The sequence below is a fragment of the Streptomyces sp. NPDC037013 genome (assembly GCF_055607265.1).
Genome location: NZ_JBVJRV010000010.1, coordinates 311047 through 327713, shown reverse-complemented (window position 1 = coordinate 327713; position 16667 = coordinate 311047). Strand labels below are relative to the sequence as shown.

Below are 16667 nucleotides of genomic sequence, written 5' to 3'. Positions count from 1 at the left end.
TTGTTGGGTACCGCTCGGCAGAGGGACCGAGGCCCGTGGTGGCGGGTCAATTCGGGGCGCAGTGTCATGTGTTGGGCGTTTTGTCCGGCACGGTTTGATGTATGGGGATCGCTCCTGGGTGGGGCGTGACGCAATGGACAGCATCGGCGGGGTGGACGGACCTGCCGTGCTCGAGGTTTTGGTGATTAGGCTGGGACCGGGCGCGACGCCAGAACCCTTGAGCGGTTCGTGCGCGTCCCTCAACGGGGAGAGCCAGGCGGATCGGACGACAGGAACGGTCGCCCCCCACCACGGCACGAGGGTGCTCGACCACACCAGGAGGCATTGTGAACAGCGATCGGGACGAGATCCGCGGGGGCTGGGATTCACCCGTCGATGATCAGTCCGACGCGGAGTCCGCTGCCGAGACGACGGGCGAGTTCACCATCGACTATGCGCCGCCCGCCTGGTACACGCAGAACGCGTCGAACGCCTCCGGCAGTGCGGGTGAGACGCCTTCGGCGCCGCCCGTCTCTACGCCGGCCACCACCACTCCTTCCGTTCCGGGTGCGCCTGCCTCCGGTACGCCTGCCTCGGGTTCGTCGACCTCCGGGTTGTCTTCCGTCGGTTCGTCTGCCTCCGGGTCGCCTGTCTCCGGTACGTCTGGGTCGGAGCCGGCCGCTGGAACGTCCTCGGGGGCCTTGCGTTCCGTTGCTCCCGCTTCGGACGAGAGCGGTGTTGTGGGCTCTGGTGCGGGTGATGACGGTTCGGGTGCGTCTGCGTCTGTGTCTCCTTCTGTGCCTCAGCCGCCTGTCATGCCGTCCTTTTCGGCTCCCCCGGCTCCGCCTCGTCCGTCGGCTCCGCCTGTGGCGCCTTCCGAGTCTTCGGCTCCTGCGGGGCCGCCTTCCGTCGGCGTTCCCAGCGTGGTGCCGAAGCTGCCCGTCGGCAGTGGGTTCCAGCCTGCTGTCCCGGAGGACACTTCCGAGGTCGACGGCGGGGACGTCGGCGGTTCTCAGGCGCCGGTGGCCTCGGGTAGCGGTGCCTCCGACTGGAGCGGGGCCCTTGCCGGGCCTGCAGCCTCGGTGCACGTAACCGGTGTTGTGCCCAAGAGCGAGGTCGATGCGCTGGCCGAGAGTCGGGACGGCGGCGACAGCGAGGGTGACCGTGAGACCGGTGACGCAGCTGAGGTTGAGGCTGGTATCGGTGACCGTGAGGGTGAGGAAGGTGGTGACGGGCTCTCCTCCGGGGCTGCTGTCGCGTCCCTCTCCACCGAGACTCCCGACCCTTCCGTAGGCGACAGTTTCGGGGGTGGTGATCTGGAGAGCGGCGCCACCATGCGGTTCTCCGCTCGTGACCTCAAGCGGGAGATCCGGGAGATCGAGGAGCGGGCTGCCGCTGGTTCGTCTGCCGACGGTGACCCTGACGTGGACGATGCTCCTCAGGGTGGCGATGGCGTCGGTTCGTCCGGTGATGCCGAGAGTCGTGACTCCGCACCCGCCTCCGACGAGCCCGCCCCTGAGGCCTCCGAGCCGCAGGCTCCCGCACCCGCGCCCCAGGACTCCGTGCCCGCTGCCGCTGCCGCCACCGACAGCGACAACGACGACGACGTGCAGGATGCGGTGCCGGCCTCCTGGGCTCCGCCCGCGCCGCAGGGTGGGCTGCCGCCGTTGCCGCCCTCGTTCCAGCCCGCGGCGCCTGCTTCGGCGCCTCAGTGGCCCGCGACCACGCAGGCTCCGCCGACCGCCCAGCCCTCGGTCGAGCCGGCCGCCGCCGCGCCGGTTCAGCCGCAGGCTCCGCAGCCGGCGCCTGGTGCGTGGCCCGCGCCGTCCACGCCGCCGGTTGCTCCGGCCGCCGAGGCTGCCCCCGCGCCTGCTCCTGCTCCTGCTCCTGCTCCTGCTGCGGAGGCCTCGCCCGGGGGTTACGGGTTCCCGCAGTCCGGGGCCGCGCCTGTCGCCCCCAACTCGCCTGCTCAGGGAGCCGGTTACGGGTTTCCGCAGCCACCCGTCCCTCAGGGTCAGCAGCCCGCGTATCCCGGTCAGCCGGTTCCGGGGCAGTCACCGCACGCCCCCGCGCCTCAGCCTCCGGCTCCCCAGGAGCCGCAGCCGCATGCGGCTCAGGTGCCCGGGCAGGCTCAGCCGCCCGCCCAAGCCGGAGGCTACGGTTTCCCGCAGCAGGCCGCCCAGCAACCCCAGGCCCAGGCCCCGCAGCAGCCGCAGCAGGTGCAGCAGCCGCAGCAGGCCCAGCCCCCCGTGGACCCCCGTACCGGTGCCGCCTGGCCGCAGGCTGTGCGGCACGATCAGCGGGAGCGGACCAACCCCGGGGCTCCCCTCGGTTACACCGCCGCCGTCGAGCTGTCCTCCGACCGGCTGCTGCGCAACTCCAAGCCGAAGGCCAAGAGCAGCCGGCCCTCGGGCGGCGGGTCGCGGTTCAAGCTCGGCGGCAAGAAGGAAGAGGCCGAGCGGCAGCGGAAGTTGGAGCTGATCCGGACTCCGGTGCTGTCCTGCTACCGCATCGCCGTCATCAGCCTCAAGGGCGGCGTGGGCAAGACGACCACCACCACCGCGCTGGGCGCCACGCTCGCCACCGAGCGGCAGGACAAGATCCTCGCCATCGACGCCAACCCCGACGCCGGTACGCTCGGCCGTCGCGTGCGGCGCGAGACCGGGGCCACCATTCGTGACCTCGTCCAGGCCATCCCGTACATCCACTCGTACATGGACATCCGGCGCTTCACCTCGCAGGCGCCGTCCGGTCTCGAGATCATCGCCAATGACGTCGACCCGGCGGTGTCGACGACCTTCAACGACGAGGACTACCGGCGCGCCATCGATGTGCTCGGGAAGCAGTACCCGATCATCCTGACGGACTCCGGTACGGGGCTGCTCTACAGCGCCATGCGCGGGGTGCTCGACCTCGCCGATCAGCTGATCATCATCTCCACGCCCTCCGTGGACGGGGCGAGCAGTGCGTCGACGACGCTGGACTGGCTCTCCGCGCACGGGTACGCCGACCTCGTCTCGCGATCCCTCACCGTCATCTCCGGTGTGCGCGAGACCGGCAAGATGATCAAGGTCGACGACATCGTGTCGCACTTCGAGACCCGCTGCCGGGGCGTCGTCGTCATTCCGTTCGACGAGCATCTCGCCGCCGGTGCGGAGGTCGACCTCGACATGATGCGGCCGAAGGTGCGGGAGGCGTACTTCAACCTCTCGGCGCTGGTCGCCGAGGACTTCGTACGGGCCCAGCAGCAGCAAGGGCTGTGGACGTCGGACGGGAATCCGCCGCCGCACATGGCTCCCCCGATGCCGGGGCAGGGGGCTGTCGGGGGTGGTCAGCCTCAGCCGTACGGGGGGCAGGTGCCGGCGGGGCAGGGGCAGGCTCAGCCGCAGGTCCCTCAGCCGCAGGCTCCCCAGCCTCAGGTTCCTCAGCCGCAGGCGCCGCAGCCTTATCCGGGGCAGCCTCAGCCGTACTCTCCTCAGCAGCCCCAGCCCCATCCTCAGCCTCAGCCGGGGCAGCAGCCCTACCCCCAGCAGGGGTGGCAGGCCGCCCCGCCTCCGCAGGCTCAGGCGCAGGTTCCTCAGGCCCAGCCCATGCCGCAGCCGCAACCCGGCCAGCCCGCGCAGCCCGGTCAGCCCGCGCCCGCGCAACCCGGTCAGCCCGGACAGGCCCCGCAGCCCGTCCAGCCCGGGGCGCCGTTCCAGCCGGGGGCGCCCTTCCAGCCCGGTGGTCCGCAGCAGGCCCCGCCGCCACCTCAGCAGCAACAGCAGCAACAGCAGCAGCAGTAACAGTCACGCCAACAGCCCAGTGGGCCCGTACCGTTCCTCGGTGCGGGCCCACCGGCCTTTCCGCCCCCGTTCACCGCACCCGGCACCGGGGGCTGTGCCCACCCGTTCCGCCGTGCGGAACGCCTGCCCACAGCAGCAGCGGGCTGGGTAGTCAACCCCCCAGGTCACGTCCCCCCCTCCCCCTCCGTCACCCCCTCACCAGCCATGCGTCAGTGGTCTTGACCAATGTGGTGGAAATCCCGGTCAACTCGTTGTTTCCGCAGGCCACATGGGGTTCACCTGCCGTTGACGCGCGCAGACCGGCGCTGGTAAACACTCATCCACCAGCTGACGTCCCTTGATCAACCAGCGTGCAACCAGCCATCCCTGCGCGAGCGATGACGCGAGGTCACCGACCCATGGACACACAAGATCAGCACGGCACCGGCAGATCAGCAGCACCGAAGAGAGCGGCACACCCGTCCCGTCCCCGCGGCCGCCTGAGGCTCGTGCTCGCGGGTGGTGCCGCCGCGTTCACCCTGACGGCCGGTCTCGCCACACCGCTCAACCCGACCCCGGAGCAGGCGTCCGCCAAGGACGGCGGGGGCAAGAAGGTCCTCACCGTCGCCGTGGCGCAGAGCGTCGACTCCCTCAGCCCGTTCCTCGCCCAGCGGCTGCTCAGCACCAGCATCCACCGGCTGACGTACGAGTACCTGACGAACTACGACGCCAAGGACAACAAGGCGATCCCCGGCTTCGCCACCTCCTGGAAGCCGTCGGCCGACAAGCTGACCTGGACGTACACCATCCGCATGGACTCCAAGTGGTCGGACGGCAAGCCCGCCACCGCCGAGGACGCCGCGTGGACGTTCAACAAGGTGATGTCTAAGGAGGGCACCGCGACGGCGAACTCCAACTTCGTCACCAACTTCGAGGAGGTCACCGCGCCCAGCCCCACCGAGCTGGTCATCAAGCTGAAGAAACCGCAGGCCACGATGGCCGCGCTCGATGTGCCGATCGTTCCCAAGCACGTCTGGGAGAAGGTCGACGACATCTCGAAGTTCAACAACGACAAGGACTTCCCCGTCGTCGGCAACGGCCCGTTCATCCTGACGGACTACAAGGTCGACCAGTACGTGAAGCTGAAGGCCAACAAGAGCTTCTGGCGGGGGCCCGCCAAATTCGACGAGCTCGTCTTCAAGACGTACAAGGACCAGGACGCCGCCGTCTCCGCCCTCAGGAAGGGCGAGGTGTCCTTCGTCGCCGGGCAGCCCGCGCTCACGCCCGCGCAGGCCGCGTCGTTGAAGAACGAGGCGAACATCAAGGTCAACGAGGGGCCGGGACGCCGCTTCTTCGCCCTCGCCACCAATCCGGGCGCCAAGACCAGGGACGGCAAGAAGTTCGGCGACGGGAATCCTGCGCTGCTCGACAAGCGGGTACGGCAGGCGCTCTTCCTCTCCGTCGACCGCGACGCGATCGTCGACAAGGTGTTCCAGGGGCACGCGGTCAAGGGGCAGGGGTACATCCCGCCGCGCTTCTCCGATTACGCCTGGAAGCCCTCCGCCGACCAGGAACTGACGTACGACCCGAAGCGGGCCGCCCGCCTCCTCGACGAGGCGGGCTACAAGAAGAACGGTGACGGCAAGCGCGTCGGCAAGGACGGCAAGCCGCTCGACCTGCGCATTCTGTGCCACGCCACGGACCCCAATGACAAGGCCGTCGGCAAGTATCTGAAGGAGTGGTGGGGCGATCTCGGCATCGGGCTCAAGGTCAACTGCCTCGACGACGTGTCGGTGCCCTGGTACGCCGGTGAGTACGACCTCGCCTTCGACGGCTGGTCCGTCAACCCCGACCCCGACTTCGTGCTCGGCATCCACACCTGCGCCGCGCTCCCGGTGAAGGCCAAGGAGAGCGCCGCCACCGACAACTTCATCTGTGACAAGAAGTTCGACGAGCTGTACGGCAAGCAACTGGCCGAGTACGACCCCGCCAAACGGGCGGACATCGTCAAGCAGATGCAGTCGTGGCTGTACGACTCCGGATACATGAACGTCCTCGCGTATCCGAATGCCGTCGAGGCCTACCGCACCGACCAGATCAAGTCCATCACCACCATGCCGACGGCCGCCGGGAACATCTACGGCCAGGACGGATATTGGAGCTGGTGGTCGGCGGTGCCCGCGGAGGGGAAGAGTTCCTCCAAGGACGGCAGCTCGACCGGTGTCATCATCGGTATCGCCGCTGCCGCGGTGGTGCTCGTGGGCGGCGGAGTCCTGTTCGCCCTGCGCCGCCGTTCTACCGCAGAGGACCGCGAGTAACGCATGACCGCTGACAGCAATCCCGCACTGCTCGACACCGAGGGCCCCCTGGGTCCCGGGGCCGACGGCGACCCGGCGAAGGCCGGGGCGCCGTCGGCCCGCGGGCCGCGCGCCCGCAACACCCGCGCCTACCTCCTCTACGTGGCGGGCAAGCTCGGCGGCGCGCTCGTGTCGCTCTTCGCCGTGCTCGTCACCAGCTTCTTCCTCTTCCGGCTGATCCCCGGCGACCCCGTCAAGCAGATGACGGGCGGCAAGCGCGTCTCGGCCGAGCAACTGGCGGCGATGCGCAAGGAGTTCGGCCTCGACAAGCCGGTCATGGCCCAGTTCTGGGACTACACCGGCAATGTCCTGAGCGGTGACTTCGGCACCTCGTACCAGTTCCACGCCCCCGTGATGGACAAGATCACGAACGCGCTGCCCGCCACGCTGCTGCTCACCGGAACGGCGTACGTCCTCTACACGCTCATCGGCATCTGGCTGGGCACCCGCACCGCCTGGCGCAACGGCGGGCTCAGCGACCGCCTCAACACCGGCCTCGCCCTGACGCTGTACTCCGTGCCGTCGTTCTGGCTGGGGCTGCTCCTGATCATCACCTTCGCGGTGGGGATCGGGCCGATCCCCGGGATGTTCCCGACCGGCGGTCTGGAGTCCGGGGGCGAGACCGGCTTCGCGTACGTCGTCGACGTCGCCCACCACATGGTGCTCCCCGTCATCACGCTGGTCGCCGTCGGGTACGCGCAGACCCTGCTCGTCATGCGGTCCTCGCTCCTCGACGAGATGGGCAGCGACTATCTGACGACCGCGCGCGCCAAGGGGCTGCGGGACGACCTCGTGCGGCGCCGGCACGCCGTGCCGAACGCCATGCTGCCGACCGTGACGCTGATGTTCGTCAACCTCGGCACGGTGGTGGCGGGCGCGATCCTCGTCGAGACCGTCTTCTCCTGGCCGGGTCTCGGCGGGCTCTTCTACCAGGCGCTGAGCGTGCCCGATCTGCCGCTGGTGCAGGGGCTGTTCTTCGTCTTCTCCACCGCGGTGATCCTGATGAACACCCTGGCCGACGTGATCTATCCGCTGCTCGATCCCCGGGTGGGCCGATGACGACCGAATCCGCACCGACCACGCCGCCGGCCGCTCCGCCGGCCGCCGTGAAGAGCGCGCGGTCGCTCGCCTGGACGCGCCGGCGGCACTCCGTCGTCCGCTTCTGGCGCGCGTACCGTACGCACAAGGCCGGGCTCTTCGGCCTCGCCGCGCTCGTCCTGATCGCCCTCGCCGCGATCTTCGCGCCGCTGCTCGTCGGCTCCGACGCGCAGAGCGTGACACAGGCGCCGGGCAAGCCGATGGAGTCGCCCAGCGCCGAATTCCCGCTGGGCACCGACCAGTTCGGGCGCGATCTGCTCGGACTGCTGGTGTGGGGCGCGCGCATCTCGCTCTCCGTGGGGCTGCTGGCCGCGGTCCTCTCGGTCGCCATCGGCACACTCGTCGGCATCACCGCGGGCCACTTCAAGGGCTGGTACGCCACCGTCATCATGCGCGTCACCGACTGGTTCCTGGTGATGCCGACGCTGGTCCTCGCCATCGCCCTCGCCTCCGTGATGTCCCGCTCGATCTGGACGATCATCCTGGCGATCGGCGTGACGACCTGGCCGACGACGGCGCGTCTGGTCCGCGCCCAGACCCTCGCGGTGGAGTCGCGCCCCTACATCGAGCGCGCCCAGGCGCTCGGCGGCGGCCACGGCCACATCATGACCCGGCACGTGCTGCCCAACGTCATGCCGCTCGTCCTCGCCCAGACCACGCTGGTCATCTCCGGCGCCATCCTCACCGAGGCCACGCTCGCCTTCCTCGGCCTCGGTGACCCGACCAACGTCTCCTGGGGCGGCCTGCTGCAGGACGCGCGTGAGGCGGGCGCGGTCAGCGCCGGTCACTGGTGGTACCTCGCGCCGCCCGGACTGGCCATCGCCATCGTCGCGCTGGCGTTCACGCTGTGCGGCCGTGCCGTGGAATCCGTGCTCAACCCCAGGCTGGGGGCCTCCCGTTGAACGACGTACCGAAGGACGTACAGGACCCGCAGAAGGACCTGAAGCAGGCAGCGCGGGCCGAGGGGGCCCGCCTTCTCGACGTGCGGGACCTCGAGGTGACGTACGCGAACGGCGCCGCCGCCGTCCGCGGCGTCAACCTCCACGTCGACGCGGGCCACAAGCTCGGCGTCGCCGGCGAGTCGGGGTGCGGGAAGTCCACGCTGGCGCTGGCCCTGCTGCGCCTCCTGCCCGCCGGCACGAAGGTGTCCGGCGAGATCCTGCTCGACGGCGAGGACGTCCTCGCCATGAAGTGGGGGCGGGTCCGCGCGGTGCGCTGGGCGGGCGCCTCGATCGTCTTCCAGGGCGCGATGCACTCCCTGAACGCCGTTCACCGCATCGGCGACCAGATCGCCGAGCCGATCCTGCTGCACAAGAAGGCGACGCAGGCGGGTGCGCAGCGGAAGGTCGGCGAGCTCCTCGAACACGTGGGGCTGCCCGCGGCGCGCGCGCAGGCCTACCCGCACGAGCTCTCCGGCGGCCAGCGCCAGCGCGTGATGATCGCGATGGCCCTCGCCTGCGACCCGCGTCTGATCATCGCGGACGAGCCGACGACCGCCCTGGACGTGATGATCCAGGCCCAGATCCTGCGCCTGATCGAACAGCTGGTGGCCGAGCAGGAGCTCGGCCTGATGATGATCAGCCACGACCTGGCGGTGCTCTCCGACACCTGCGACCGGCTCGCCGTGATGTACGCAGGCCGCGTCGTCGAGGAGGGCCCGGCCACCGAGGTCTACGAGAACGCCCGGCACCCGTACGGAAAGGCCCTCTCCGCGGCCTTCCCGCGCATCGGCGACGCGGCGTCGCGGTTCGCGCCGCGCGGTCTCGCGGGCGATCCGCCCGACCCGTCCGACCTGCCGACGGGCTGCACGTTCCACCCCCGGTGCCCGGTCGCCCTGGACATCTGCGCCACCCAGGACCAGGCCCTTCGGGAGGCCGGGCCGCACCACCGCGCGGCATGCGTCCACGCGGGCGCGCCGCTGCCGGCCCAGCCCACGTCGGCGCCCGCGACGGCGGAGCGCACGCCGTGACCGAGAGCCCTCGCGAGAAGGAACCGCGCATGACCACTGGCACGACGTCGCGCGAGAGCGACGGCCCGCTGCTGTCCGCCGCCGGCCTGCACATCGCCTTCCCCGGCCGCCGCGGCGCGCCGACCGCACGGGCCGTGGACGGCGTCGACCTGGACATCAAGGGCGGCGAGATCGTGGCCCTGGTCGGCGAGTCGGGGTGCGGCAAGACGACGCTGGCCCGTTCGCTGCTCGGCCTGGTGGCGCCGACCACCGGCCGGGTGACGTTCGGCGGCAGGCCGCTGGAGTACTCGGGCCGCGCGCTCAAGGCGTACCGCAAACGGGTCCAGCTGGTCCTCCAGGACCCCAGCGGCTCGCTCAACCCCCGGCACACCGTGTACGACGCGGTCGCGGAGGGGCTGCGCATCCACGGGTACCCGGGGGACGAACGGGCCGCGGTCGGCGAGGCCCTCTCGCGGGCGGGGCTGCGGCCGCCCGAGCGGTTCTTCCTGCGCTACCCGCACGAGCTCTCCGGCGGCCAGCGCCAGCGCGTCGTCATCGCGGGCGCACTGGTCCTCGAACCCGAACTCATCGTCGCCGACGAGCCGGTGGCCTCGCTCGACGCCTCGGTGCGCGGCGAGATCCTCGCCCTGCTGCTCCGCCTCCGCGACGAACTCGGGCTCTCCGCACTGGTGGTGACGCACGACCTGGGTCTCGCCTGGAACATCGCGGACCGGGTCGCGGTGATGTACCTGGGCCGGATCGTGGAGACCGGCACGGTGGAGGAGGTGCTGACGGCGCCTCAGCACCCTTACACCCAGGCCCTGTTGTCCGTCCTGCCGGAGGCGCCCGGCGACCCGGTGGTCCTCACGGGTGAGCCGCCGGACCCGTCACGGATCCCGGGTGGCTGCCGCTTCCACGCGCGCTGCCAGGTGCTCGCCTCGGGTGAGGCGGAACGGGCTGGGGTCGCGGGGCGGTGCCGGGAGGTGGACCTGCCCCTGCTGGGCGGGGGAGGCGGGACGCAGGTTGCCTGTCACTGGGCGGCGACGCGCTAGCTTGTGCCGGGAAGGGTCGCTGGGCGGCCGCCCGCCGGTGGGGGCTTGTCGCGCAGTTCCCCGCGCCCCTGAAGAGCGCCCGGCCACCGCAGCGGCTAGGCCTCCCGCGCCGCCTCGACGAGCTCCCGGCACCGCTTCACGTCGTCCCCCATCGCCACCAGCAGCGACTCGATGGAGTCGAACTTCGCCTGTCCCCGCACGAAGGCGAGGAAGTCGACGGCGACGTGCAGGCCGTAGAGGTCGAGGCCGACCCGGTCGATCGCGTACGCCTCGACCGTGCGCTCGGTCCCGTCGAACTGCGGGTTCGTGCCGACCGAGATCGCCGCGGGCATCGCCTCGCCCTCGACGTGCAGCCATCCGGCGTAGACGCCGTCGGCGGGAATGGCGGTGTGCGGCAGCGTCTCCACGTTGGCGGTGGGGAAGCCCAGCTCACGGCCGCGCTGGGCGCCGCGCACGACGATGCCCTCCACCCGGTGCGGGCGGCCGAGGATCTCCGCGGCGCCCGTCACGTCGCCCTCGGCGACCAGGCGCCGGGTCAGGGTGGACGAGAAGGGCTCGCCGCCGCCGGCCGCACCGCTGACGTACAGGTCGACGACCTCGACGTCGTAGTCGTACGTCCCGCCGAGCTCGGTCAGGAAGTTGACGTCGCCCGCGGCCCTGTGGCCGAAGCGGAAGTTGGGGCCCTCGACGACCACGCGCGCGTGCAGCTTGTCGACGAGGACCTTGACGACGAAGTCGGCGGGCGACAGCTTCGAGAACTCGGTGGTGAAGGGCAGGATCAGCAGCGCGTCCACGCCCAGCTCGGCCATCAGCTCGGCGCGCCGGTGGTGCGGGGCGAGCAGCGGCGGGTGACTGCCGGGCCGCACCACCTCGCTGGGGTGCGGGTCGAAGGTGACGACCACGGCGGGCACGCCGAGCTCCCGCGCCCGCTCCACGGCACGCCCGATGATCAGCTGGTGACCGCGGTGCACGCCGTCGTAGGAACCGATGGTGACGACGCTGCGCCCCCAGTCCTGGGGGATGTCCTCCAAGCCACGCCAGCGCTGCACTTCTTTGCTCCTCGCCGAACCCGTATACGTCACGTACATCTGTACGTTCCCATTGCCGATTGCGCAGGACTAAGACTGCCATGCCGACGGGTCACGGCTCGCACCGGAGGGAGTGGCGGGGGTCACTCGTGCGGCTAGGCGGGGATCCGGACGCCGCCCGCGAGGCGCTCGATCGTGCGGCGGGCGCTCGGTCCGACCACTGCGGCCCACTCCTGCGGCGCCGCGCCGATCCAGCCCGCGACGAGCGCGGCGAAACCGGGCCGGTCGCGGGCCAGTTCGACCAGCCGCCGGTCGAAGCGGGAGGCGCCCTCCGGGGTGCGGACGAGCAGCAGTCCGGTGCGGTGCACGCGGTCGCGGGTGCGGGCCTCGCCGCACTCCCCCGCGCCGTGCGCCACCGCCCGCAGGACGCTCTCCAGGACGGCGGGGTCCCGCTCCTGGCTGAGCAGTACGTCGAGCAGCTCGCCGCGCAGGGCGCGCGAGGCGGCGGTGCCGGGCGCGGCGAGCACGGGCGCGAGGGCCTCCCGCACCCGGGCTGGGCGGCTGTGCAGCAACCCGGCGACCAGCGGGAAGAGGACGGGACGCACGCCGGGCCCCTGGTCGAGGCGCCGGTCGATGTACGCCGCGGCGGGTCCGGCCGCTTCGGGGCGGGCCTCGACGAGGTCCTGGACGAGGGTGGCCACGCGGCGCGCGAGGGCGGGCGTGGTCACGTCGGCGAGGGCGGTCAGGACGTCCTCGGCCACCGGGCCCGGCGCGTGCAGGCGGCCGCGGAAGGCGTCGAGCACCGGCTCGGGGTGGGTGGCCAAGGCGGTGGCGAGAGCGCCCGGGGGCAGCTGCGGGTCGCCCACGGCGAAGCGGAGCAGGGCTTGGCACAGATAGCGGGAGCGGGTCTGCGGGTCACGGACGAGGAGGGCGAGCGCCGCGCCGTGCGGGGTGTCGTCGGCGGGGCGGGCGAGCAGCGCGAAGGCGGTGTGCCGCAGGAGCTCACGGTCGGCGTCCGCGCGGGCGTGCGGGGCGGTGCGCAGGGCGTGGGCGGCGGCCGCGGCGCGGCGGTCGGGGCGCTCGTCGTCGGCCCAGCGGGCGACCGCGCGGCAGAGCGCGGCGGGCTCCTCCTCGGCGAGGGCGGCGAGCAGCTCGTCGGCGCGGGGGTGGGCGCGGTCGACGAGGGCCTCGGTGAGCTCGTCCATGGCCCGGTGCCGGTGGGTGTGGAGCAGCGCCTGGGCGGCGGAGGCGACGGTGGCGTCGGGCGCGGCGGCCAGGGGCCGTTCGTCGCCGAACCAGCGCACGAGGTGCGGCTGGACGCCGGCCGGGTCGGCGACGAGCAGGTCGGCGACGGCGTCGAGGCAGCGGCCCGGGGTGCCCGGCGGACCGTCGTGCACGACGAGCCGGGCAAGCAGCGCGAACCGCTCGGGTGCGCGCAGCGGCAGCGTCAGCCAGAAGGGCGTCCCGAACTCCCCGCGCTCGGCGAGCGGTTCGAGCACGGCGAGGTACGGGGAGGCGTCGGGGACCCGCAGCAGCACCTCGCGCAGCAGGTGGGCGGCCCACCAGGCGGCGTCCCCGGTGCCGTCGTCCGCCGCGGCCACGGCGTCCGGCCCACCCCCGTCCGGCCCATCCCCGTCCGCTCCCCCGGCCGCGTCCCGCTCCCGGGCGAAGTCCGCCAGCGCGTCGGCCAGGCCGACCAGACGGGAGGCGAGCTCGGCGGCGCCCTGGCGGCGGCCCAGCGTCAGCAGTCCCTGGATCACGGGGCCGATGCGGTGGCGCGGCACGGGGAGCGGGCGGGCGGGGGCGGGGGCGGCCGGGTCACGCCGCCGCTGCTCCGGGACCTCCGGGGGCCTCGGCGCCCCCTCGCCGCCGGGCCGGAACCGGTGCCGGTGGACCAGTGACGTCAGTGCGCCGTCCACGTCCAGATGCGTCCCCTGGAGCCAGTCGGCCAGCTCCTCGTGGGCGAAGCGGTAGCCGGCGCCCGCGGGCACGAGCAGCCCCTCCGTGAGCACGGCCGGCGCCCATCCCGTACAGCCGCCGAACTCCCCTCCGACGCCCTCCCGCCGCAGCTCCCCCCAGGGGAAGACCTCCTCGAAGGCGGCGGTGTCCAGTCCGCCCTGGCCGGGCCCGAGACAGCGCCGCGCCGCCTCGTGGACCTGCCCCGAGACCACCGCGGCGAGGCGGCGCACCGCACTCCCGCGCACTCCGGCGGGGGCCGCGAGGCGTACCGCGACCCGCAGGCACAGCAGGTCGAGGTAGGCGCCGAAGAGCTCCTCGCGGTCCGGGGTGCCCGGCGGCGGGGCGTCCGGGAGCGCGGCCCGCACCTCGGAGAGGAGCCGCAGCGCCAGCGGATGGCGGGCGTCGGCGGGGGCGAGCGCGCCGTCGGGGATGCCGTACAGCGCACGGGCGTGGCGGGCCTGCGGTTCCGGCAGGTCCTCCAGGCATACGTGGCCGGGGAGCCCTGTGCCGTCGTCCGCAGCATGCAGTGTCGCCGCGTCGAAGTGGGCGCCGGCCTGCTCCCAGTACTCGGCACGGCAGGCGACGACGAGGCGCGTCCCCGTCTCCCGCAGCCACCGGGCCGTGCCGTCGCTCCACCGGTCGAGGCGGTGGGCGAGCGCGGGCGGCATTTCCTCGGGCCCGTCGAGCAGCAGGAGCAGCGGCCTTCCCGCGTCCCGCACGAGGCGGGCCACCCGGTCCGCCGAGACGTCGCCGAGGTGCTCGGCGGGGGTCTCCCGGGCGGCGGCGAGGATGCGTGCGGCGCGGTCGAGTGCCCGGTCCACGGCGTCGGCCACGGACGCGTCCGCGCCCTGCAGGTCGGCGCCGCGCAGCCACAGGGTGGGGGCGGGCTCGGTGCCCCGCGTCCGCTGCGCGGCGAGCGCGGCCAGTTCCGTGGTACGTCCCGTTCCGGGGTCGCCGACCAGGCCGATGACCCGGGCGGCTCCGGTGGTGAAGGCGGCCAACTCCCGTGCCGTGTCGGGCCGTTCGACCGGTTCGTGGGGCGGGGCGCCCGGGCCGTCGGAGCCCGCCGAAGTGGCGGTGAGGTGGAGCGCGCCCGCGAGGTTGAGGTCCTTGCCGTGGGCGGGGACGGTCGCGGCGTTCCGCGCGAGGAGGGCGGCGAGCGGTCCTTCCGGGTCGGCGGCGGCCGCGTCGCGCAGGCTGACCGCGTATCCGGCGGGGCGGTGCGTGACGGTCTCCTGGCCGGGCGGGCCGGGGGCGGCGGGCAGCAGGGCGGTGCCAAGGACGGCGAGGACGGCGCCGGTGGAGGCGTCCAGGACGGGCCCGCCCGCGGCCTGGCCGCCGAGCCGCAGCGCGTCGGCGCCGTCGGTGCCGATCGCCAGCTCCAGGGCGGCGCCCACGAGGTGGAAGCGGTCCGTCGCCGTGTACGTGACCGCCGCGGAGCCGAGGACGCGTGCCTCGCGCCAGCCGAGGGCGGCGATCCGCACGTAGGTGCCGGTCTCGACGGTGTCCCGCACGGTGACGGGGAGGGGCGGCAGGGCGAGCCCGTGGCTGTGCACGAGGGCGAGGCCGGTTTCCGGCAGCGCCACCACGGAGTCGGCGGAGACCACGCAGGTGCGGTCGCCGGGTGCGTGCAGCACGATCCGGGCCAGGCCGTCGACGGCCTCGTGGCTGGTGATGACGGTGCCGTGCTCGTCGGCGGCGAACCCCGTGCCCCGCGGGCGGCCTGCGAGATCGCGTATCCGCACCAGGGACCGGTCGGGCGCCGGGAGTACGGGGCCGCCCGGCTCCCCGCCGTCCCCTGCGCTCCCGGCCCGCGGGCCGCGTCCCGCCATGCTCGAACCTCCCCACCATGCCCTGTGCTTCCGACCGTAGGTCGGGGGTGATCAGCGGGACAGATCGAGACGCGAACGCGCCCCCTTCCGACCCCGCGGTTCACTCCGAGCGCCTGCCCGAAGGGGTGAATGGGGGTGCGGCGGTGGATACACCTCTAAGAGGGGGGACGGTGGAGCGGCGGACCTGGGTCCGCCGCTCCGCGACAAGGGGGGCGAAGGGGAGACGACGGGCAAGCCGCCGGGGCGGGGTGCTACGCGAAGACCGCGAGGCTCTTGGCCTTGCCCCTCGACTCCTCCGCCAGGACCAGGAAGCGGCCCTCCGGGTCGAAGACGGCGACGGCACCGGCGCCCGCGTACTCCTCGGGCATGTCGATGCGGACGCCGTTGAGCAGCAGCCTGCCGCGCCTGTCGTCCACGTCCCAGCGCGGGAAGGCCCGGCCGGCGGCCTCGGCCACCGGCATGACCGTCAGCTCCTCCTGGAGCTGGTCGAGGGTCTTGGCCGCGTCCAGCTTGTAGGGGCCGACGCGGGTGCGGCGCAGCGCGGTCAGGTGGCCGCCGACGCCGAGATCGGCGCCGAGATCGCGGGCGATGGCCCTGATGTACGTCCCCGAGGAGCAGACGACCGAGACGACCAGGTCCAGGACGGGCGTGCCGTCCTCGGCCACGGCCTCGCGGACGTCGTACACCGTGAAGGCGGAGATCGTCACGGGCCGGGCGGGGATCTCGAAGTCCTCGCCCTTGCGGGCGCGCGCGTAGGAACGCTTGCCGTCGATCTTGATGGCGCTGACCTTCGACGGCACCTGCATGATGTCGCCGGAGAGCTTGGCGATGCCCGCGTCGATCGCCTCACGGGTGATCCCCGAGGCGTCGGCGGACGAGGTGATCTCGCCCTCGGCGTCGTCGGTGATCGTGTTCTGCCCGAGGCGGATGGTGCCCAGATACTCCTTCTCGGTCAGCGCCAGATGGCCGAGGAGCTTGGTGGCGCGCTCCACGCCGAGCACGAGGACGCCCGTCGCCATCGGGTCGAGGGTGCCGGCGTGCCCGACGCGGCGGGTCCTGGCGATCCCCCGCATCTTGGCCACCACGTCGTGCGAAGTGAAGCCGGACGGCTTGTCGACGATGACGAGGCCGTCCGGCGTGGTGGTGCTGCTCTTGCTCATGCGCGGGCGTCGCCGTCCGTCTCGTCTGCGTCCTCGGCGTCCTCGGGCTTCTTGTACGGGTCGGCGTCGCCCGCGAACTCGGCGCCCGCGGAGACCTCCCGCACCTTCTCGTCCGACATCCGCGCCTTGTCGAGGAGGTCCTCGATGGCCCGGGCGTTGTCGGGGAGGGCGTCCGCCACGAAGGCGAGGGTCGGCGTGAACTTCACGCCCGCCGCCTGGCCGACCGCCGAGCGGAGCACGCCCTTGGCGCTCTCCAGGCCCGCCGCCGCGGCCGCGCGGTCCTCGTCGTCGCCGTAGACCGTGTAGAAGACCGTGGCCTCCCGCAGGTCACCGGTGACCCGGGTGTCCGTGATCGTCACGTGCGTGCCGAGCCGCGGGTCCTTGATCCCGCGCTGCAGCTTCTGCGCAACCACCTCTCGGATGAGGTCCGCCAGCCTTTTCGCCCGCGCGTTGTCGGCCACTGCTCCGTCTCCCTTATCCCCGGGCATTC

At 72.7% G+C, this 16667-nt stretch carries 10 protein-coding genes and 1 pseudogene; 7 read left to right on the top strand and 4 right to left on the bottom strand.

What is annotated here, in order from left to right; all coding sequences use genetic code 11:
- Window positions 1–326: 326 nt before the first annotated feature.
- The 7 genes and pseudogenes from ACZ7DY_RS34190 to ACZ7DY_RS34160 form a co-directional block, all read left to right on the top strand.
- A pseudogene (locus ACZ7DY_RS34190) lies at window positions 327–407 on the top strand (SCO5717 family growth-regulating ATPase); the annotation flags it as partial.
- Window positions 408–794: 387 nt separating this feature from the next.
- Complete coding sequence (locus ACZ7DY_RS34185) at window positions 795–3764, top strand: nucleotide-binding protein (RefSeq protein ID WP_471142559.1); 2970 nt, start codon at window positions 795–797, stop codon at window positions 3762–3764.
- 398 nt (window positions 3765–4162) lie between these two features.
- Window positions 4163–6061: an ABC transporter substrate-binding protein gene (locus tag ACZ7DY_RS34180; RefSeq protein WP_471142493.1), complete on the top strand. Its 1899-nt coding sequence runs from the start codon at window positions 4163–4165 to the stop codon at window positions 6059–6061.
- Between the two features lie 3 nt (window positions 6062–6064).
- On the top strand, window positions 6065–7159 hold the full coding sequence (locus ACZ7DY_RS34175; protein WP_471142490.1) for an ABC transporter permease: 1095 nt from the start codon (window positions 6065–6067) through the stop codon (window positions 7157–7159).
- Window positions 7156–8100, top strand: a complete 945-nt coding sequence (locus ACZ7DY_RS34170) for an ABC transporter permease (protein WP_471142488.1) — start codon at window positions 7156–7158, stop codon at window positions 8098–8100. The genes ACZ7DY_RS34175 and ACZ7DY_RS34170 overlap by 4 nt, the downstream gene beginning before the upstream one ends.
- A 38-nt stretch (window positions 8101–8138) precedes the next feature.
- On the top strand, window positions 8139–9167 hold the full coding sequence (locus ACZ7DY_RS34165; protein WP_471142556.1) for an ABC transporter ATP-binding protein: 1029 nt from the start codon (window positions 8139–8141) through the stop codon (window positions 9165–9167).
- Window positions 9168–9196: 29 nt separating this feature from the next.
- Window positions 9197–10198 carry an ABC transporter ATP-binding protein gene (locus tag ACZ7DY_RS34160; protein WP_471142486.1) on the top strand — a complete coding sequence of 334 codons (1002 nt, stop codon included), beginning with the start codon at window positions 9197–9199 and terminating at the stop codon, window positions 10196–10198.
- 95 nt (window positions 10199–10293) lie between these two features.
- Here ACZ7DY_RS34160 and ACZ7DY_RS34155 read toward each other — a convergent pair whose 3' ends face one another.
- The 4 genes from ACZ7DY_RS34155 to rbfA form a co-directional block, all read right to left on the bottom strand.
- Window positions 10294–11247: a bifunctional riboflavin kinase/FAD synthetase gene (locus tag ACZ7DY_RS34155; protein ID WP_471142484.1), complete on the bottom strand. Its 954-nt coding sequence runs from the start codon at window positions 11245–11247 to the stop codon at window positions 10294–10296.
- Between the two features lie 134 nt (window positions 11248–11381).
- Window positions 11382–15017, bottom strand: coding sequence for a serine protease (locus tag ACZ7DY_RS34150; RefSeq protein ID WP_471142481.1), 3636 nt, complete (start codon window positions 15015–15017; stop codon window positions 11382–11384).
- Window positions 15018–15268: 251 nt separating this feature from the next.
- The gene (truB, locus tag ACZ7DY_RS34145) at window positions 15269–16177 is read right to left on the bottom strand and encodes a tRNA pseudouridine(55) synthase TruB (RefSeq protein ID WP_471142480.1); all 909 of its coding nucleotides are present in this window, start codon (window positions 16175–16177) and stop codon (window positions 15269–15271) included.
- A complete protein-coding gene (rbfA, locus tag ACZ7DY_RS34140; RefSeq protein WP_471142477.1) occupies window positions 16174–16638 on the bottom strand; it encodes a 30S ribosome-binding factor RbfA in 465 nt (154 codons plus the stop codon). Before rbfA ends, truB begins: the two co-directional genes overlap by 4 nt.
- Between the last annotated feature and the right edge of the window lie 29 nt (window positions 16639–16667).

Bases quoted from the DNA above. Each gene is read 5' to 3' on its own strand.
- ACZ7DY_RS34185 (WP_471142559.1), top strand. From the start codon at position 795: ATGCCGTCCTTTTCGGCTCCCCCGGCTCCGCCTCGTCCGTCGGCTCCG.
- ACZ7DY_RS34180 (WP_471142493.1), top strand. From the start codon at position 4,163: ATGGACACACAAGATCAGCACGGCACCGGCAGATCAGCAGCACCGAAG.
- ACZ7DY_RS34175 (WP_471142490.1), top strand. From the start codon at position 6,065: ATGACCGCTGACAGCAATCCCGCACTGCTCGACACCGAGGGCCCCCTG.
- ACZ7DY_RS34170 (WP_471142488.1), top strand. From the start codon at position 7,156: ATGACGACCGAATCCGCACCGACCACGCCGCCGGCCGCTCCGCCGGCC.
- ACZ7DY_RS34160 (WP_471142486.1), top strand. From the start codon at position 9,197: ATGACCACTGGCACGACGTCGCGCGAGAGCGACGGCCCGCTGCTGTCC.
- ACZ7DY_RS34150 (WP_471142481.1), bottom strand. From the start codon at position 15,017: ATGGCGGGACGCGGCCCGCGGGCCGGGAGCGCAGGGGACGGCGGGGAG.
- truB (WP_471142480.1), bottom strand. From the start codon at position 16,177: ATGAGCAAGAGCAGCACCACCACGCCGGACGGCCTCGTCATCGTCGAC.